General features: G+C 51.7%; 17 protein-coding genes. 9 read left to right on the top strand and 8 right to left on the bottom strand.

Features of this window, described 5'->3' with window-relative positions; translation table 11 throughout:
• The first annotated feature begins 65 nt into the window (after positions 1-65).
• The 3 genes from DHN43_RS12180 to DHN43_RS12170 all read left to right on the top strand — a co-directional run bounded on the left by DHN43_RS12180 (position 66) and on the right by DHN43_RS12170 (position 2,165).
• Complete coding sequence (locus DHN43_RS12180) at positions 66-608, top strand: PadR family transcriptional regulator (RefSeq protein ID WP_108818721.1); 543 nt, start codon at positions 66-68, stop codon at positions 606-608.
• Between the two features lie 10 nt (positions 609-618).
• A complete protein-coding gene (locus tag DHN43_RS12175) occupies positions 619-1,224 on the top strand; it encodes a GyrI-like domain-containing protein (RefSeq protein ID WP_063291182.1) in 606 nt (201 codons plus the stop codon).
• A gap of 179 nt (positions 1,225-1,403) precedes the next feature.
• Complete coding sequence (locus DHN43_RS12170; protein WP_108818775.1) at positions 1,404-2,165, top strand: SH3 domain-containing protein; 762 nt, start codon at positions 1,404-1,406, stop codon at positions 2,163-2,165.
• 71 nt (positions 2,166-2,236) lie between these two features.
• On the opposite strand, the gene DHN43_RS12165 is transcribed toward DHN43_RS12170, so the two are convergent.
• Positions 2,237-2,848 (bottom strand): L,D-transpeptidase, encoded by a 612-nt coding sequence (locus tag DHN43_RS12165; RefSeq protein WP_057463476.1) that lies wholly within the window; start codon positions 2,846-2,848, stop codon positions 2,237-2,239.
• 349 nt (positions 2,849-3,197) lie between these two features.
• Here DHN43_RS12165 and DHN43_RS12160 point away from each other — a divergent pair, with 349 nt between their 5' ends.
• Positions 3,198-3,980: an alpha/beta fold hydrolase gene (locus DHN43_RS12160; protein ID WP_063305053.1), complete on the top strand. Its 783-nt coding sequence runs from the start codon at positions 3,198-3,200 to the stop codon at positions 3,978-3,980.
• A gap of 82 nt (positions 3,981-4,062) precedes the next feature.
• On the opposite strand, the gene DHN43_RS12155 is transcribed toward DHN43_RS12160, so the two are convergent.
• Positions 4,063-5,262, bottom strand: a complete 1,200-nt coding sequence (locus DHN43_RS12155; RefSeq protein WP_108818720.1) for an NAD(P)/FAD-dependent oxidoreductase — start codon at positions 5,260-5,262, stop codon at positions 4,063-4,065.
• Positions 5,263-5,512: 250 nt separating this feature from the next.
• Complete coding sequence (locus tag DHN43_RS12150) at positions 5,513-7,543, bottom strand: methyl-accepting chemotaxis protein (RefSeq protein WP_108818719.1); 2,031 nt, start codon at positions 7,541-7,543, stop codon at positions 5,513-5,515.
• Positions 7,544-7,708: 165 nt separating this feature from the next.
• On the opposite strand from DHN43_RS12150, the gene DHN43_RS12145 reads away from it, so the two are divergent.
• Positions 7,709-8,581, top strand: coding sequence for a DMT family transporter (locus DHN43_RS12145; RefSeq protein ID WP_208995257.1), 873 nt, complete (start codon positions 7,709-7,711; stop codon positions 8,579-8,581).
• Between the two features lie 2 nt (positions 8,582-8,583).
• Here DHN43_RS12145 and DHN43_RS12140 read toward each other — a convergent pair whose 3' ends face one another.
• Positions 8,584-9,468: a YihY/virulence factor BrkB family protein gene (locus DHN43_RS12140; protein WP_057463480.1), complete on the bottom strand. Its 885-nt coding sequence runs from the start codon at positions 9,466-9,468 to the stop codon at positions 8,584-8,586.
• 175 nt (positions 9,469-9,643) lie between these two features.
• Between DHN43_RS12140 and DHN43_RS12135 the strand changes: the two genes are divergently transcribed.
• Positions 9,644-11,317 (top strand): acyl-CoA dehydrogenase family protein, encoded by a 1,674-nt coding sequence (locus DHN43_RS12135; RefSeq protein WP_063305109.1) that lies wholly within the window; start codon positions 9,644-9,646, stop codon positions 11,315-11,317.
• A 31-nt stretch (positions 11,318-11,348) separates the two neighbouring features.
• Here DHN43_RS12135 and DHN43_RS27405 read toward each other — a convergent pair whose 3' ends face one another.
• Complete coding sequence (locus DHN43_RS27405; RefSeq protein ID WP_082596895.1) at positions 11,349-11,654, bottom strand: DnaJ family domain-containing protein; 306 nt, start codon at positions 11,652-11,654, stop codon at positions 11,349-11,351.
• A 242-nt stretch (positions 11,655-11,896) separates the two neighbouring features.
• Here DHN43_RS27405 and DHN43_RS12125 point away from each other — a divergent pair, with 242 nt between their 5' ends.
• Complete coding sequence (locus tag DHN43_RS12125; RefSeq protein ID WP_108818718.1) at positions 11,897-12,394, top strand: hypothetical protein; 498 nt, start codon at positions 11,897-11,899, stop codon at positions 12,392-12,394.
• 61 nt (positions 12,395-12,455) lie between these two features.
• On the opposite strand, the gene thpR is transcribed toward DHN43_RS12125, so the two are convergent.
• The 3 genes from thpR to DHN43_RS12110 all read right to left on the bottom strand — a co-directional run bounded on the left by thpR (position 12,456) and on the right by DHN43_RS12110 (position 15,190).
• Positions 12,456-12,992 carry an RNA 2',3'-cyclic phosphodiesterase gene (gene thpR / locus DHN43_RS12120; protein ID WP_108818717.1) on the bottom strand — a complete coding sequence of 179 codons (537 nt, stop codon included), beginning with the start codon at positions 12,990-12,992 and terminating at the stop codon, positions 12,456-12,458.
• 186 nt (positions 12,993-13,178) lie between these two features.
• Positions 13,179-14,231, bottom strand: a complete 1,053-nt coding sequence (locus DHN43_RS12115; protein WP_108818716.1) for an aldo/keto reductase — start codon at positions 14,229-14,231, stop codon at positions 13,179-13,181.
• A 278-nt stretch (positions 14,232-14,509) separates the two neighbouring features.
• Positions 14,510-15,190 carry an arylesterase gene (locus tag DHN43_RS12110; protein WP_108818715.1) on the bottom strand — a complete coding sequence of 227 codons (681 nt, stop codon included), beginning with the start codon at positions 15,188-15,190 and terminating at the stop codon, positions 14,510-14,512.
• Between the two features lie 151 nt (positions 15,191-15,341).
• Here DHN43_RS12110 and DHN43_RS12105 point away from each other — a divergent pair, with 151 nt between their 5' ends.
• Together DHN43_RS12105 and DHN43_RS12100 are read left to right on the top strand one after the other, a co-directional pair.
• Positions 15,342-16,049 carry an ABC transporter ATP-binding protein gene (locus DHN43_RS12105; RefSeq protein WP_108818714.1) on the top strand — a complete coding sequence of 236 codons (708 nt, stop codon included), beginning with the start codon at positions 15,342-15,344 and terminating at the stop codon, positions 16,047-16,049.
• Entirely contained in the window at positions 16,046-18,619 is a 2,574-nt protein-coding gene (locus DHN43_RS12100; protein WP_108818713.1) for an ABC transporter permease, read from the top strand. Before DHN43_RS12105 ends, DHN43_RS12100 begins: the two co-directional genes overlap by 4 nt.
• The last annotated feature ends 44 nt before the right edge of the window (positions 18,620-18,663 follow it).

The following is an 18,663-nucleotide window of genomic DNA, read 5'->3' as shown; positions in this document are numbered from 1 at the left end:
CGTTGACGACTCAACACTACCTATTCTAGTACTAGAATATAATTTTATTCTAAGGCTAGAATAATATGTCTGAAAGCCTCACTGACAGCGAACTGCTCGTCCTCGGCCTTGTCTCCGAGATGCCCCGCCATGGCTATGAGCTGGAGCAGGTCATAGAGCAGCGAGGCATGCGCGAGTGGACGCAAATCGGGTTCTCTTCCATCTACTTCGTGCTGGGCAAGTTGGAAAAGAAAGGCCTCGTCACCTCAGAGAAGCCCACTGGTGCCAAAGCTAAGAAGAGCTTCCTCATGACAGAGGCAGGCCACCAAGCTCTCATCGCACAAACCCTCTCAGCTATCACAACAGTTCGTCCAACATACTCATCCCTCCTCTTGGGCATGATCCATTGGCCGACGCTGCAACGAGACCAAGCCCTTAACGCTTTAAGCGAGCGTGCCGAAGCAATACAAAAAGAAATCTCCCGAATTGGAAACATCCAATTAGACCAACAACCTTTGCCTGATCACGTCGAAGCCCTCTTTGACTACTCCATCGCTCAGCTCAAATCAGAGGCCGACTGGCTTCAGAAAACTCTGGACTACATGACCTGCAAACCATGGAACACATGAGGACATAGCTATGACGACAACCGATTTCAGAGACAGACTCTATGAGTTATATCGACCACCAAGCGACCGTTTTACATTTGTCGATGTTCCCGACATGCAATTCGCTATGATTGATGGACATGGCAATCCGGAAGGAGAAGCATTCGCCCAGGCGATCAAATGGCTTTTCACCGTGATCTACCCCATCAAGCTCGACACAAAGAAACGACTTGGCAAGCGCTTTGTGGAACCACCTTTGGAGTGTCTGTGGTGGGCCGACGATATGATCGATCTCGTCGCCGGCAACAAAGATAAGTTGAAGTGGCGTTTGATGATTGTCCTGCCTCACTGGACCGATGACACCCTCTTCGCTCAAGGCGTGGAAACTGCAATAGAGCGTCTCGGAGAAAAACCAGCATCATTGCAAAGAGGTATTCTGACAGAAGGCCGTTCAGTCCAGATCCTTCACAAGGGTCCTTATGAGGATCTTCGCAATGTTTGCGCAAAACTTCATCAGGAGTTTCTCCCGGAACATTCTCTGAAACCTAACGGACATCATCACGAAATCTACCTTAATGACCCAACCCGAACAGCACCGGAAAAGAGAAAAACGGTCATCAGGCAACCTGTGATCTAGGTGCTGTTTCAAACTTCCATCTCGGGCTCGACAAAGAATTGCAAGCATCATTAAACCAAAAGGCGAGAAACAACAGCACCTTACAACTTAAGAATTCCTAGGCGATACTCCGCTACTATCCTGAGAAAACAAAACGAGCGGCAGCGGAGATGTTAGCATCCGCGTCTCAGGAGCAAAAGATGACCTCAGATTTCTCTGGGAATGCATTTCATAAGTTTCTAACATTGATGTTAGTGAGCAGCATTTCAATGGGAATGCTCTCACGGCCAGCCACGGCACAATTAGAAACCCCACCTTCTTCGCAAAAGGATAAGGCACCAGTCTCAGGCACGGCCTCTGAGCAACCAGCCACTCCCCAGGCACTCAAAGTGCCCCCCGGCTACTACAGTCAGGTAGACCAAAGCCTCGGCGTTCTACTCTCCATCTACGATGCACCATCAGACGATGCAGCTGTTATTGTTCAACTGCCTGGAGATACAATCCTCAACTCCGACGGTGAGCAAAAGCAGGTTGACGATCTGCACTGGCAACATGTCAGCCTCGGAGAGATAGAAGGTTGGGTTGAAGCCCAAAAGCTGAAAGCCGCTATACCCGTCCCATTCGCCGGAACAGATCTTCCGGTTCTGGGTGTCTGCGGAGGAACTGAGCCGTCTTGGAGCATTGAGTGGAACTCCAGCGTCGTAACTTACTCGAACATCACCGGACTGCTCCATCGCGTCCCGTTTCAGTCAGTAAAGGCTGAGACAGACAAGAACGCCACATTACTTCAGGCGGGGAATGAAAGCATCGATCTAAAAATGACTATCTCCGAGAAGCAATGCACTTTCACCCCATTGGACTCTTTCGTTTGGGGAGAGGCCGTCGCCACCATCACACAGCCAGGGCAAAAACCAGTGACCCTCAAAGGGTGCTGCAGGCCAGTCTCAGATGGCTACCGCTAAACCGTATCTGTCCGCTCAATAAAAAACCCGGGTCACCCCGGGTTTAATTCTCTTAGCCTGTCATTCGTGACTTAGTTCACGACAACCTTGGCACCGATATCGACATGGTCATAAAGATAGGAAACATCTTCGTTGAACATGCGGATACATCCGGATGAAACAGCACGACCGATGCTCCAGTCCTCAGTGGTACCGTGGATACGGTAGATGGTAGCACCCAAATACAGCGCACGCGCGCCCAATGGGTTGTCTGGACCGCCCTTCATGTAACGTGGAAGAGTACGGCCTTTTTTCGCTTCACGACGGCGCATTTCTTCCGGCGGTGTCCAACCCGGCCATTTTGCTTTGCGGGTGATACGCTCGGTACCATTCCACTCAAAACCTTCACGACCAACACCGATGCCATAACGCATCGCCTTACCGCTTTCTTGCACGTGGTAGAGATAGCGTTCTTCGGTATCAATGATGATGGTACCTGGCTTCTCATTAGTGCGGTACGTGATCAGCTTACGCTTGAACTTACGGCGTGCTGAGTTGGATGCCATAGCAGGAGAATCTGGGAAGATGTCCCATTGGCGTGTGTCTGGATTCCACAGCTTGCCCGCGCTTGCCGGTGCTACAAACACAAAGCTAACCAACGTACAAATGACAGCAAATATTCCCTTGCGAAGATGTCCTCGCATCGTCACCCCCTGAAATTGGCGATAGCCCCTGACCCTGCGGGACCTGTCGAATTTTAAAAATAAATCAGCGCCGAGAAAGAACAAACTCTACCAAAAAAAATTCTCGGACCTCTGAGTTTCCATATGTTTCAAATTGAGACTGATTATCAACATCTGATAATCGATATCCAAGCAAAACCTCACTTCCGCGGGTCATTTGTTTCACTTTTTTCAATTTTCCTCATGCCAAGCAAAATTTTCGCTCAATTCTATCGGTTCGTCTGCTGATAAAAAAATCCTGCCTTAGCCTAAGTCACAGGTAAACCTCTGAATGAAAGGGGCATATAATACGCCCAATGGGAGGCCCTATATGAATATCGATAGTATCCAAGATGTAACCTGCCTGCCTTTCACCGCCTTTGGCCCTGAAAGCGCAGAACCAATTATTTTCATCCATGGCTTTGGCGGCGACGCCAGCACATGGCGCAATATTCAAGTTCAGCTAGAAAACAAACGTCGCACAATCGCGTTTGACCTTCCTGCGCACGGACGTGCACTGGCCGATTTTGAGCCATGCAACGCTGTGGGCTCAGCAAAAGCCGTTGTGAAATCTCTCGATGCGTTGAAACTTGATCGCGTCCACCTAGTCGGTCACAGCATGGGCGGTGCGATTGCAACACTGATCGCCATGCGCAGTCCAGAACGTATCGCAAGCCTCACTTTGCTTGCTCCGGGCGGGTTCGGTCCAGAGATCAACGCAAAGCTTCTGCGCCGTTACGCAGTTGGCCAAACCGAAGCAGAACAACAGGTCCTGCTGGAACAGTTTGTCGGTCTTGAATTCGAACTTCCAAGAAAACTGGCAGAGTATGTTGCCACACAGCGTTCCACTCCTGGCGCTGCTGAAGCACTCAAAGCTGTATCAGGACTTATTCTGGAAGGCGAAAGTCAGGGCGTGCTGCCAACTAGTAAACTCGGCGAGCTGCCAATGCCAATCAAGGTGGTCTGGGGCACACAGGACAAGATCCTGCCAACCCGTCAATGCCATAAACTGCCAGGACCAATCGCCTGCCACGTTTTCGATCGTGTCGGCCATATGGTTCACATGGAGATCCCGCAGGAAGTGATCCGACTTATTCTGGAAAACACCCGCTAAAACCAAAATCCAGCCTTTGTGCTGAGGTTTGACTAAAAAAGCGTGCCGGAGCTCTCTCTGGCACGCCTTTAAGATCGTCGACTTAAGCTGGTGGAAGCAGACCGTCTTTCCATTCCTGCCCAATCACCCGGCGCGCCATCATGTGCGAGCGCGGATGATTGATGCTATCAACCGCAATCAGCTTGCCTTTTTCCAGATACGCCACATAGAAGCTGTCGGAACTTGTATCCCCAACAAGCACTGCCTCATCATATCCATTAGACAATCCGGCAATCTGCAGCTTGATATGATGTTGGTCAGACCAGAACCACGGCAGAGGATCATAGTCGTGACTGTGGTCATGGTCGGGATCAGTCAACGCAACAGCGACTGCTTTTGCCTGATCAATTGCATTTTGAACGCTCTCCAGACGAATGCTACGTCCATAGCGCTCTGAGAAGAAGCGAACACAATCACCGCAAGCATAAACATCCTCGTGAGAGGTCTGCCCTGCTCCATCAACCAAAATGCCATCATCCACGTCCAGACCAGCGGCCTCTGCAAGCTCCGCATTCGGTACTGCACCAACTGCAGAAAGCACCAGATCACAGGGAATTTCACTGCCATCAGCAAGTTTCACAGAAGAAACTTTGCCATCAGTCCCTTCAATGCTGGTCACACCGGTTCCGCAAAAGAGTTCCGCTCCATTGCCAGAATGCAAACCATGGAAGAACGATGAGATGTCAGGCGAAACCACACGTTTCAGCAGACGCTCCTGCGCTTCCAGCACAACAACATCCAGCCCCATGCTCTTTGCAACAGCTGTCACTTCCAGACCGATATAACCGCCACCGATAACAACGAGTTTCTTGCCAGGCACAAAGAGTTGTTTGATGAGCTCAACATCACCAATGGAGCGAAGCGTCACAACACCTTCCAGCTCCGCACCCGGCAATGGCAAATCGCGAGCGCGGGTTCCGGTTGCAAGCAGCAACTTGTCCCAACTCACCTCTTCACCGCTTGCCAGCCTGACACTCTTCTTCTCAAGATCAATGCTATCAACATGCGCATTGACCTTCAGATCGATATTGTTGGTTTCATAAAACGCTTCTGGACGAATAAACAGCGCATCCGGCGCCACATCTCCACTCAGAAACTTCTTGGAGAGCGGAGGGCGTTGATAAGGCGGCTGAGGCTCGTTTCCAAGCATCACAAGCTCACCTTCATATCCCTTTTGTCGAAGAGTTTGCGCGGCCTGTACACCTGCTTGTCCAGCACCCACCACAACAATCTTATTAATCATTCTCAAAACCCGTATTAGTCGCAGTCAAACAACACAGCAGATCCGTATTGTCTGCTTTGCTCAACAAACCCGTACCGCAAAAGCAATGTGGCGCTTAGCCCTGATAAAAACCAGAGCAAGCGCCACATTTAAAATGAAAATTTGTGAAGATCTTAAGGTCGTATCTCTGAAAAGTGCCGTGCAGTTTTCAGAGATACGCTAGTCAAATCCCTAAAGCAGTTTAAAGCTGTCGAAACGAAAGCAAACTGCTTTAGGCAGCACGCACTTTTTCAAGGAATGCACCAACAGTATTGTTGATGTGATCTGCCTGACGAGAAAGCGCGTCGGCAAGATCAGACACTGTCCCACCAGTGCTACGTGCATTGCTGGATGCATTTTCAACCATCTGCATTGCACTCGCCCCTTCCTGAGAGCTCTGCGTCGCATTCGCCACATTCTCAGTAATGGATTGAATAGCTGCGTTCTGTTGCTCAACAGATGCTGCAACAGCCGCCGCAATCTGGCTCATTTCGTGAATAACATCACTCACATCGCCAATAGCGCCAACCGCTTCTGCTGAGGCTTCTTGAATGGAACCAACCTGCTGTGCAATTTCCTCAGTTGCTTGAGAAGTCTGATTTGCCAGCATCTTCACTTCTGACGCCACCACAGCAAAGCCTTTGCCATGTTCACCCGCACGGGCTGCTTCAATGGTCGCGTTCAGAGCAAGCAGGTTCGTCTGGTTCGCAATATCACGAATAAGCCCAACAGCTTCACCAATACGATTTGCTGCATCACTCAACAGATTCATGGTCTCAGCAGTCGCTTTTGAACCTTCAACCGCACGGTCTGCAACGCTCGTTGATTGCTCAGCCTGTCCCGCAATCTCGTTGATAGACATGGCCAACTCTTCTGTCGCAGCAGATGCGCTGGAAACATTCTCAGCAGCACTCTCAACAGCACGTCCTGCAGACACAGCTTCTTTCGACACGTTGTCTGCAGCAGATCCCACATCATTAGAGGCTTCCCCAAGCCCATCTGCAGCGCTGTGCAGACTATTCAAAGCCTCAGCAACGGTCTGCTCAAAACCAACAATGAGATTGTCGACTTGCTCGGCACGGGCCTGTTTCTCAGCATTTTCATGATCTTGCTGATCCTGCAGCATCCGGCGTTCCTCAATATTATCGCGGAACACCTGAAGTGTCTGCGCCATCGCGGAAATTTCTTTACCGCCTTTATTGAGAGGGATCACAGCTGACAAATCATTCTTCGCCAGCAATGCCATAGCATTACGCAACGCATTCAGATTACGCAAAATACCGAAGATCAAGAGAGAGCCAAGAATGAACAGCGTTAGTGCAATACCACCAACTGCAATGCCCAGATAAAGGTTTGTCTGCTGTGTGGTCGCCGTCAGGCGCGCCTGCGCATCATTCGCACCCTGCACCGCAGAGTTTTTCAACTCATCAAGCCGTGGCGGTAGAAGGTCAAACAGGTTCGCCAACAGCTCAGAACTCGTCGCCCGCTTATCAAAGGCCTTAGAGTAAGCCTCGAACGCCTTCTTGTAGGCCAGCATGTTGGTTTTGACCTTCTCAGCAACAGCCGGGTCAATTTGTGCTCGCGGCACGGTGCGCTCATAACGTGAGAATGCAACTTCAAACGCACCCAGAGAATTTTGGCTACCCGTAAGCGCATAGTCCAGTTGCGCACGCGCCAGATCACTAAACGTATGCATCAGCTTCAGCGTATTGGGGTCTTTGCTGCGTCTGTGCTTTTGTTTAACAGCGGATTCTGCCTGAGAAAGCGCGGCGGACAGCTCTTTCTGCAAGCCACGGTCCGCATCATATCCAAGCGTGGACTGGTAGCCATGCAACATCTCAAAGGCACCACTGATTGCATCAATCGTGTCCCGTGCATCAGAGATCTCAAGAAAATAATCCATGGCAACCGGGAGCGCATTTAACTCCTGCAATTCAGTCTGCGCTTCACCAACCAACGTGTCGAATCGACTTTTCAGACTGTCACTCGGCACATTTTCATAATCTTTCTGAGTCGATTGCAGCACACCTGCGGTAATTGCAATTGTCTGGCTCAACTCAGCAAGTTCAGTGTATTCTTTCGACTGCAGAAAGGCAGCCTCTGTTTGCTGTTGGCTCCAAAGATAAACAAAGCCAACACCACCAAATCCGATAAGTGTCAGAATACCAAGAGCAATTGCCCGAAACCGAATACTTACATTTCGAGTTAACGAGAAAACTTTATTTCCCGTAGAAGAAATAGCCCGCTTCCAATTTACTCGCATCGGAGACCCCTAGACCGATAAAATTACTAATAGTATTTTTAATTATTCCTCACAGGTATAGGTTCAAATCGTTTAAAGATTACAAATAATGCATCGCACAAATGATTTTGTTGCTCACCCCACCCAGCGTCATGTGCTAAGGACGCATAAAAATAAGACACACCATTGCTCTCGCTTACCAAATTAGTTCCCATTATCTTCGTTTTGCTCTGGTCCACCGGTTTCATCGGTGCACGCCTTGGAGCGCCCTACTCAGAGCCTTTTGCGTTCTTGAGTCTCCGCTTTCTACTCGTCCTGCCGTTGATGGGCATCATTATCCGGCTATCTGGTAGAAGCTTTGCCTTAACGCGCCAGCAGGTCCTCCATGCCGTCATCACAGGCATGCTGGTCCATGGCATCTATCTCTCGGGGGTCTTCTGGGCCATCGACAATGGGATGCCAGCAGGCGTAACCGCTCTCATCACTGGTCTGCAGCCTTTCATCACCGGCACACTTGCATATTTCCTGCTGAAAGAAGATGTGACGCCGCGCCAATGGATCGGCCTGGCCGCCGGGTTTGTTGGTATCGTGCTGGTGATCCTGCCTAAGATGGGAAGCGGCGTTGCGCAGATCCCTCTTTGGACTGTAGCAGCCGCCTTTGTGGCAACCCTTGGCATCGCCTTCGGCACCACATGGCAAAAGCGCCAGCCAACGAATACGGATCTGGTCACAGGCATCTTCTACCAGTATTTCGGCGCCTTGCTCATAACGCTGCCGCTGTCCATGACGGAAAGCTGGGTCATCACCTGGTCAGGAGATCTGATCTTCGCGCTGGCATGGCTGGTCATTGTGTTGTCTGTGGGGGCAGTCCTGCTGCTCATGTACCTGCTCCAGCATGGAGCCGCGTCAACAACAGCAACGCTGTTCTACCTGACACCCGTCGCAGCAGCCATCGAAAGCTACTTCCTTTTCGGAGAGACGCTCAACTTCATTCAGCTGATTGGCATGGCAATCGTTGTGGTAGCAATCGCAGTTTGTCGGCCAAAGCAGAAAGCTTAAGCTCAGCCTTCTGCATCAGAACAAGGACCAGCCTCAACACGCTGGTTCACACGGCGAACACGCATAAGCGCCGCATTAAACTCGCCGCCTAGAATAAAGATGACGGCTGTCAGATACATAAAGATGATGGCCGTCATAATACCAGCTAGACCAGCATACAAAGACACATAGTTCGCCCACCGCGCCAGATAAGCACCAAAGGCTGTACCAGCGATAATCCAGAGGATCATTGTCAGTATAATACCGGGCAACACTTCAAAGAAGCTACGACGGCCAGCCGGCAGATACATATGAGCTGCCAGCAGAGCAAACATCAGCAACAAAGATGTGATGCCATAACGGACAATATTCGCCTTGTAGCTAAACTGCTCCATAACCGGTGCCAGATGAACAGCCCATTCCCAAGCCAGCGGACCAAACACGATCAGGAACGTTGAAACCATCAAAACAGCTGTTCCAATCAGAACGGCCAGAATGGATTGTGTTCGGCAGAAGAACCAACTGCGATTATCTCGAACACGATAAGCACGGTTCAATCCAACTCGCATGGCCTCAACGCCATTGGACGAGAACCACAGCGTGACGACCACACCAAAGGTCAGCAAATCACCACGCGGCTGAGTGAGAACAGCTTTGATTTCACCAGAAACCGGGCCAGCCACACGTTCGGGCCAGACATCAAAGATCAACTCTGTCGCACTTTGCGCAACCGAGTTCAGACCAAGAAAACCTGAGAACGCCGCCACAAATATCAAAAATGGAAACAGAGCCATCAACGATGACAAAGCCACATGGCTCGCCACAGCATAGCCATCATCAGAGTTAAAATGCCCGAGAGCATCTGCAAGCACCTGATACAATTTTCCCCAAAGGCCACGTTTCTTCATAAAACTGATCTGGTCTGTCTCTCTGTAAGTTTCAAGTTAGATAATAGACGGGACTTCAAGAAATATTCATGAAGAAAGCTCCCACCTTTAGGGCATTGCACAAATACACATCCCATTTAAGTTTGCAGTGCACAATGACCGAGTGGATTGAGGGAGGCAAGCCGTGTCGGAAACGGTGAATACAATAGAACAAGCAGTCGCACCATCGAAAGAAACACGTGCTCAGGCGCTAAAATCTCTTGAAGCTCTGCTTGGCATCGCGCGCAAAAACGTAAAACTGCGCGTATTGAAAGATGGCCGCATCGCCTCCGCTCTCATGGAGCAGGAACAGCGCGCCACCCATGGTCTTGCCTGGCTTGCAACTTATGTGGAAGCCCTCAAGCAGCTGAACGCATACGGCGAACGGCTGGAAACCGAAGGCACCTTCGGCGAAGTGGAAAGCCTGATCCTGCGCATTGGTCTTGCAGAATACACCGCACAAGTCTTTGGCGGGCTGCCAATGAGTCAGGGCGAAATCCTTCGCCTCTCTGACCTGGGCATCAGCCGCAGTGAAGCCAACAGTCATCACACAGAAGCTGTTGAAGCAGTCATCGCAGACGGCACCCAACCAGCTCTGCGCACGCGTCTTGCAGAACTCATGCAGCACGCAGAAGGTCAATCCACCATTGGCGCAACTGGACTGGACGAGACCTACGAGCAAATTCGAGAAGAGATGCGAAAATTTGCCGAAGCAAAGGTCACTCCGTTTGCTCACGAATGGCACCTGAAAAACGAATACATCCCTCTTGAGATCATCAATGAGATGGCAGAGATGGGCGTATTCGGCCTGACGATTCCTGAAGAGTTCGGCGGCATGGGTCTTGGCAAAGAATCCATGTGCGTGGTCTCAGAGGAACTCTCCCGCGCCTATATCGGTGTTGGCTCCCTTGGCACCCGCTCCGAAATTGCAGCAGAACTCATTCTCGGCGGCGGTACGGAAGAACAGAAAGCCAAGTGGCTTCCACGCATCGCCTCTGGTGAAACTCTGCCAACCGCAGTCTTCACCGAACCAAACACCGGTTCCGACCTCGCATCACTAAAAACACGCGCAGTTAAAGACGGCGACACATGGAAGGTCTCCGGCAACAAAACATGGATCACCCACCCGGTCCGTGCCGACATCATGACCCTGCTCACCCGCACCAAGCCGGAAGAGCCTGGTTACAAAGGCCTGTCCATGTTCATCGCGGAAAAGCCTCGCGGAACAGATGCCGAGCCATTCCCGGCTGAAGGCATGTCAGGTGGTGAGATTGAAGTTCTCGGCTACCGCGGCATGAAGGAATACGAGATTGCGTTTGACGGTTTTGAAGTCAAAGACGAAAACCTGCTGGGTCAGGTGGAAGGTCAGGGCTTCAAACAACTCATGCAGACATTCGAGTCCGCCCGCATTCAAACCGCCGCCCGTGCAATCGGCGTCGCTCAATGCGCTCTGGACCTTGGCCTGCGTTATGCGCAAGAGCGTGTCCAGTTTGGCAAATCACTCATCAATTTCCCGCGCGTGTCAGACAAGCTCGCCATCATCGCCTGCGAAACCATGATCGCCCGCCAGCTCACCTATTTCTCTGCTTGGGAGAAAGACAGTGGCCGACGTTGTGATCTGGAAGCAGGCATGGCGAAACTACTGGGTGCACGCGTGGCCTGGGCTGCAGCAGACAACGCATTGCAGATCCATGGCGGCAACGGCTTTGCACAGGAATACCCGATCTCTCGCGTACTCTGCGATGCACGTATTCTCTCAATCTTTGAGGGCGCAGCAGAAATTCAGGCGCAAGTTATCGCACGCCGTTTGCTGGATGAAACCGAGCTGTAAAGCGTTTTCCCGAAAAGAACAGGAAGCGCGACTATTTCCGTCGCGCTTCTTCATAAACTGAGAGTTCAAGGCGCTTATCCATAAGCGTCTTTCTTATTTCAAATCGCTCGTCAGTCTTGGTCGCAGCTTTAAGCTGATCTTCCAATGTGGAGATCTCGCGGCGCAGAGTCAGTTCTCCCTGAATGCTACCACCAGCTCCATTCACCACACTCATTTGTGCGCTCTGAGCGAAATTTGTCCCGGACCTTCTGGGGATAGGTTTTCCCGCACCTTCAAGGTGATCCATAGAACCATTCATCTGTGATCGGCGAATTTGTTGCTCGATTAGTCGATCCATTCCCATAAACAGACCTCTATCCTTTGTTTTTCTTAGATCAATTTCTCTGATGACTGTGGCTGCAACATGTTCATATGCAATTTTTCTAAATTTTTTTGCTGAATACAATTAACTTACAACCGGACCAAATTATCGATTTTAACTTTACGCTAATAAATTCACCATCTCCGGTTGCATTATGCAATTTGCACGGTACATTTTAGTTAAATTTTTATTTAATTTATATCGAACTGGAGAGCGCGATGTTGCGGCCTCTTATTTTTGCAAGTCTTGTCGTGGGCTCAGCACTGGCATTAGCTGGTAGCACCTGGGCATTAACCCAGACCCGCGCCGTTGGCCCGGGCCTTACTCAAATCAGTGCCCCCTCTAAGAATGCATTGAAACCAATTTCCACCGACAGCAAACTCATACGCTATCCAGCAAAGTCCTCTCTGAAACCGCTCAAAGCAAAATCAAAGCTTGTACGGCTTGAGCCCAAATCAAAGCTGATCCGATATCGAGTGAAAACAGCGACTAACACTATTCCAGCTAAACCAGCATCATTGGCCTACGCGCATGTAACTGGCGCCCTCAGTTATGTCCCGCGTCAGGAACTAGACGAACTGCTCGCCTTCCTGAACAAAGACATCTATCAGCTGACAGGAACCCACTCAGCAGCAGGCTTAGTACACCAAACCTCATGGCGGCTGGAGAGACAGAGCAGTCAGATAATGGAGAACGTCTCCTCCTACCTGCCCTAAGCGGTCCTACCCGCAGAGACGCGTGCACCAGTACGGCATCTCTCCCCATCAACCCATCACGTCAGGCAGCCAGCGGATAGCTTTCTTCCACCAGATACGGCCCGCCACCCACTGCCGCTTTTGCTGAGAAGAGCACAAACCGCCCAGCGGTGAATGCAGGCGCTGAGAATTCACCACGTATCTCGAGCCAATGTGCCAACTCTGCAGGGGATGTTCCCCTCAACCGAGCCAATGTCACATGCGGCGTATATTTGCGCCGAGCAGCTTGTAGGCCGAGCCGCTGCAAGATGCGCTCTTGCTCAGCTTGAAGCTCCGCCAACTCCTGAGTGGGTTCAACGCGTGCCCAAAGCGCATGTGGTTTGGCTCCCCCAAACGATCCCAGCCCGGTCAGCTTGATCGTCAACGGAGCACGATGCACCCGTGCCAGCTCATAGGCAACTTCGTCAGCAATGCGATCGTCAATATCGCCTATAAACCGTAATGTGATGTGGTAGTTTTCTGGGTCGATCCATCGAGCGCCGCGCAGCCCTCCGCGCATAAGGCTCAACATCATCCCGGTGCCCGAAGGCAGCTCTAGGCCAGTGAAAAGGCGAGGCATATCAGGACCCTCCGCTAATGCAGATGATAAATTAGCTCACGTTTAACGCCAGAGTACAAGCAGAAAATCACAGCTCTACGAACATCTGGGGATTTTCTTTCCACCCCTTAAAACAAAAAATGCCGAAGCCCACACAAGGCTCCGGCACATTTCTGTCTCTGCAGATAAAAGAGAACTATCTGCCAATCACGGACATGGATTGGAGTACTGCAGATGGATATCATTAATCCGTGCCACAACCTCATCAGTCATCTCAAAGTCTGTTGCACGAATATCCGTCGCCAGCTGCTCCATGTTCGTCGCACCAATGATCACAGAGGTCACGAATGAACGGGAATGAGCAAACGAAAGCGCCATAACTGCTGGATCAACACCCAGCTCTTCTGCCAGGTCGCAATACGCATCAATAGCTTTCTGACCAAACGGGTTCTCATAACGGCCAAGGCGCTTGAACAGTGTTTTACGCGCACCAGCTGGCAACGCACCATTCCGGTATTTACCAGTCAGATACCCCTGTGCCAGAGAAGAGTACGCCAGCAGACCAACATTCTCCCGCTGTGCAATCTCGGCACCGCCCACTTCAAACAAGCGGTTCACCAGAGAATAAGCATTCTGGATAGACTGAACCCGTGGCAATCCACGCGCTTCAGATTCCTGCACAAACTTCATGGTGCCCCAAGGGCTTTCGTTGGAAAGACCGAAATGACGGATTTTACCTGCTTTCACGAGCTCCTGCATAATTTCAAGAGTCTCATGGATCGCATTTTCGTCTTCTGCCGGGTCCGCATCCTGCCAGATGGTGCTGACAGAACCAAAGCCGGACACATTACGATCTGGCCAGTGCAGCTGGTAAAGGTCGATATAGTCTGTCTGCAAACGCTTCAGGCTGGCATCCACGGCTTCCATGATCTGCACACGAGAAAGCTGGCTTGTGGAACCATCTTCACGATGCCAGTCCTGAGCAGAACGGCCAACAACCTTGGTTGCCAGAACAACCTTGTCGCGGTTACCGGATTTCTTGAACCATGTTCCGATAATTTCTTCAGTACGGCCTTTGGTCTCTGGCTTCGGCGGCACAGCATAAAGCTCTGCAGTATCGAAGAAATTGATGCCCTGCTCTAAGGAATAATCCATTTGAGCATGGCCTTCAGCTTCGGTGTTTTGTTCACCCCATGTCATCGTACCAAGACAGATGCTGGAAACGTTGAGGTCTGTACGCCCCAATTTACGAAATTCCATGTATTCCCCATTTGCAGCCCCAAGCTGCTTTTCATTCTCACGCCCTTATTGGACATAAAGGACAAAGATCCAGCCTCGTCCAAAGACAACGGATCATGCCCCGAATTCTGTATTGCTAAATCTGCCTCATGGATGGAGGTCGGCAGAGGAAGTGGCCTGGTAAGCATACCAAGCACATCTTCGAAAAGTAGGATGTGTTTTTCCGACAGGAAGGCGCAGTAAGTCAATACTTTAAAGCAGACTCTGCGTTCCAGCCTGAAAAGGAAGAGTATCAGCTCTTATGATTTAGCCTGTTCGATGAGCAGTTCAACAGAAGGCAGAATTTTTTCGACAATGATCGAAACACCTTTACCCGTTGGATGCATGCCATCACCAAGGTTTAGCTCAGGTTCCGCTGCCACACCGTCCAGAAAAAACGGATAAAGCAACGCATCATGCTTCTGCGCAAGTTCACCATAGATGGAGTTGAACTCCTGACCATACTGATCACCCAGATTAGGCGGTGCCATCATGCCAGCCAACAGCACCGGAATATCGCGAGATCCCAACCGTTCCAGCATTGCATCCAGGTTTTTGCGCGTAATAGACGGATCCAGCCCGCGCAACGCATCGTTGGCACCCAGTTCAAGGATCACTCCGTCTACGTCATCGCCCACTGACCAGTCGAGCCGTGAAAGGCCACCTGAGCTGGTATCACCAGATACGCCAGCATTGACCACGGTGATGTTATAGCCCCGCTCTTGCAAAGCCTTCTCCAGCTTTACGGGAAAGGCATCTTCAGGTGGCAATTGATAACCAGCCGTCAGGCTATCGCCAAAGGCAACCAGCTTCACCGGCTCGGCTCCATCCTGCGCCATTCCGGTTGAAGTACCTGCAAACGCAAGGCCCAGCGCAACGACAGCACCACTGAAAAAACGCAGCACACCAGATTTAGCTTCAACTTTTCGTGATCCAGACATTCAAATACCTTAGATTTTTTCAAACCGAGCTGGACGATGCAATCCACCCTACCCATATGCTTCCCAAGTGCGGCTGCGACAAGAGCCGCCAACAAATTTATTATAAGATGTAATTCAGAGATTTGCATCGCCTGCACATCAAGGTAGAAGAATGACAGGTAATCCCGCATTAGACTTAAACGGCGTTCACCTCAGCCTGGGCCATGGCGCAGGCCGCACCCATATTCTCAAAGGTATTGATCTTTCTATCAGCACCGGCGAAAGCGTTGGCCTCGTTGGACCATCCGGCTCAGGCAAATCTACTTTGCTCATGGTAATGGCAGGTCTGGAACGCGCAGACAAAGGCACCGTCAAAGCCGCAGGGCAGGAACTCGGCGCAATGAGCGAGGATCAACTCGCCCGTTTCCGTGGTCAGAACGTCGGCATCATCTTCCAATCCTTCCACCTGGTCCCAAACATGACCGCTCTGGAAAATGTCGCTGTACCTCTTGAGCTTTCTGGTGACTTCAAAGCATTTGATCGTGCGAAGGAAGAGCTGGAAGCCGTTGGCCTTGGCCACCGCCTCAATCACTACCCAACTCAGCTTTCTGGCGGTGAACAGCAACGCGTTGCCGTCGCCCGTGCCCTCGTCACCAACCCTGAAATTCTGATCGCAGATGAGCCAACAGGCAATCTGGACGAAACTACTGGTGAGCAAATCATCGAGCTGATGTTTAATGCGCAGGAGCGCAAGAACACCACACTGGTTCTCGTCACCCACGATCCGTCTCTGGCAGACCGTTGTCAACGCAAGATCCGGGTGCATTCCGGCACCGTTGAGGAAGAAACACCTGCTGTGCGTGAGGTACGCGCCCAATGAGCCAAAGCAACTCAAACGGTTTCCAGCCCGGCTTTGGCCTTGCAGCCCGTTTTGCCCTGCGCGAAATGCGGGGCGGCCTCAAAGGGTTTTACGTTTTCATCGCCTGTATCGCACTGGGCGTGGCCGCCATTGCTGGCGTTGCCTCCTTTTCCCGTGCGCTGACAGAAGGCATTTCAGCAGAAGGTCAGGCCATCCTTGGCGGCGACCTCGCATTCTCTCTCATTCACCGAGAAGCAACACCAGATCAGCTCGCCCACCTGCAAAGTATGGGCGACATCTCCAGAATCTCCAGCCTGCGGGCGATGGCCCGTACCGACACCGCAGGTAACCAGACACTGGTTGAGCTGAAGGCAGTTGATAATCCCTACCCGTTGATTGGTGAGTTCGACCTCTCCTCTGGCAAGGACCTGCAAGCGACCATCAGCGGCAGAACAGAAGGCCTGCGCAATGCTGTGGCTGAAGTTGCCCTGCTGGCACGCCTTGGTCTGGAAGTTGGTGACCAGATTGCAGTCGGCAAAACCGAGTTCCGCATCGCCGATACAATTGAACTGGAACCGGACAAACTCTCGTCAGGCATGACAGTCGGTCCTCGCCTCCTCATCTCTCAGGAAGCATTGCAAGACACTGGCCTGATCCGCCCTGGCTCATTGGTCAACTACACGTACCGCGTCCGCATGGGCGACAACGTGCCGGAAGATCAGCTCCAGCAAGCCATTGACCGGACAAACAGTCAGTTCCCTGATGCTGGTTGGCGTATCCGCTCCAAGTTGGAAGCAGCCCCAAGCCTGCAACGGAACATTCAGCGCTTCGCCCAGTTCCTCACGCTCATCGGTATCACGTCCCTCGTGGTTGGCGGTGTTGGTGTAGCAAACGCTGTGCGCAGTTACATGGATACCCGCCGGGAAGTCATTGCCAGCTTCAAATGCCTCGGCGCATCAGGCGGCTTTGTCTTCAAGGTCTACCTCATTCAGATGATGGTGCTCGCCACTATTGGCATTATCATCGGCATGGCACTGGGCGCCTTGATCCCACTTGTCGCCATGGCAGCCTTGCAATCCATTTTACCAATCAACGCAGTACAGGCAGTCTACCCGCTTCAGCTGCTGCTTGGCATGGCGTACGGCTATCTCACCGCCCTCGCCTTTGCCCTGTGGCCACTCGGCAGAGCACACGACATCGCACCAACCGTGCTGTTCCGTGATGAAGTCAGCACCCGCAGCCGCTATCCAAAGCCGCTATATATCGCAGGTGCTGCGGTGACACTGGTTCTGCTGGCTGGCCTTGCCCTTGTCATGGCCTACGACAAAACCATCGCCATCATCTTCATCGGCGCATGTACAGGCACATATCTGCTATTGCTCGTCGTTGCCCGCCTCATCATGGCCGCAGCGCGGAAGGTGCCAACAGTCCGCTCTACAGAGCTGCGTCTGGCGATCACCAACATCTACCGCCCCGGCGCCCTGACACCATCCGTCGTGCTCTCACTCGGCCTCGGCTTATCACTATTGGTCGCTTTGGCTCTGATTGATGGCAATCTACGCCGTGAACTCAATCAGGCCGCTCAGGAGCAGGCTCCAAGCTTCTTCTTCGTCGATATTCAAAACCACGAGAAAGACGCCTTCGAAGCTCTCGTTACTGAAAAAGCAGCAGGCACAGAGTTCAACGCAGTTCCAATGCTGCGCGGAAACATCGTCGCGCTGAAAGACATCCCTGCCTCAGACTATCCCGCTCCACCAGAAGCGGAATGGATCCTGCGTGGCGACCGCGGCATCACATATTCTGAAACCCTGCCTGAAAACTCCGTCGTGACAGCAGGCGAATGGTGGCCGAAGGATTACACCGGTGAACCGCTTGTATCCTTCTCTGACGACAACGCCCGCGAGCTGGGCTTGAGTGTAGGCGATAAGATCACAGTCAACGTGCTTGGACGTCAGATCTCTGCGAAAATTGCGAACTTCCGCACGGTGGACTGGGAAAGCATGTCCATCAACTTCGTGATGATCTTCTCACCAAACACTTTCGCAGGCGCACCGCACACCCATCTGGCAACCGTCGGCTGGCCAGGCGAAGCAACCTTGCAACAAGAGCTTGATCTATTGAAGGAAGTCACACAAGCCTTCCCAACCATCACGTCGATCAGAGTGAAAGATGCCATCGCACAAGTAAATGACCTTGTCGGTCAGTTGGCATGGGCCATCCGTGGAGCCTCCTCCATCACACTCCTCGCAAGTGTGCTGGTTCTGGCAGGTGCATTGGCAGCAGGTCATCAAAGCCGCATCTATGATGCCGTTATCCTGAAAACACTGGGCGCCACACGCGGCCGTCTCATCAAGGCATACATTCTGGAATACCTGATCCTTGGTGGTACCACCGCAATCTTCGCCCTGTTTACAGGCTCGCTTGCAGCTTACTTCATCATCACAGGTGTGATGGAAGGCAGCTTCACCCTTCTGCCCGTAACGGCCATCACCGCCATTATCGGCGCTCTCATCTTCACAGTAGGCTTCGGATTACTGGGCACTTGGAGAGTGTTGGGAGAAAAACCTGCACCCGTTTTACGAAATCTGTAAAACTCCGTGGACTGCATCAAGTAAAAAAGCGTTGATCGACGCAG

It is taken from the genome of Pseudovibrio sp. Alg231-02, assembly GCF_900143565.1.
In the GTDB taxonomy this organism is placed as follows: Bacteria; Pseudomonadota; Alphaproteobacteria; order Rhizobiales; family Stappiaceae; genus Pseudovibrio.
This window is presented reverse-complemented; position numbering and strand designations above follow the sequence as displayed.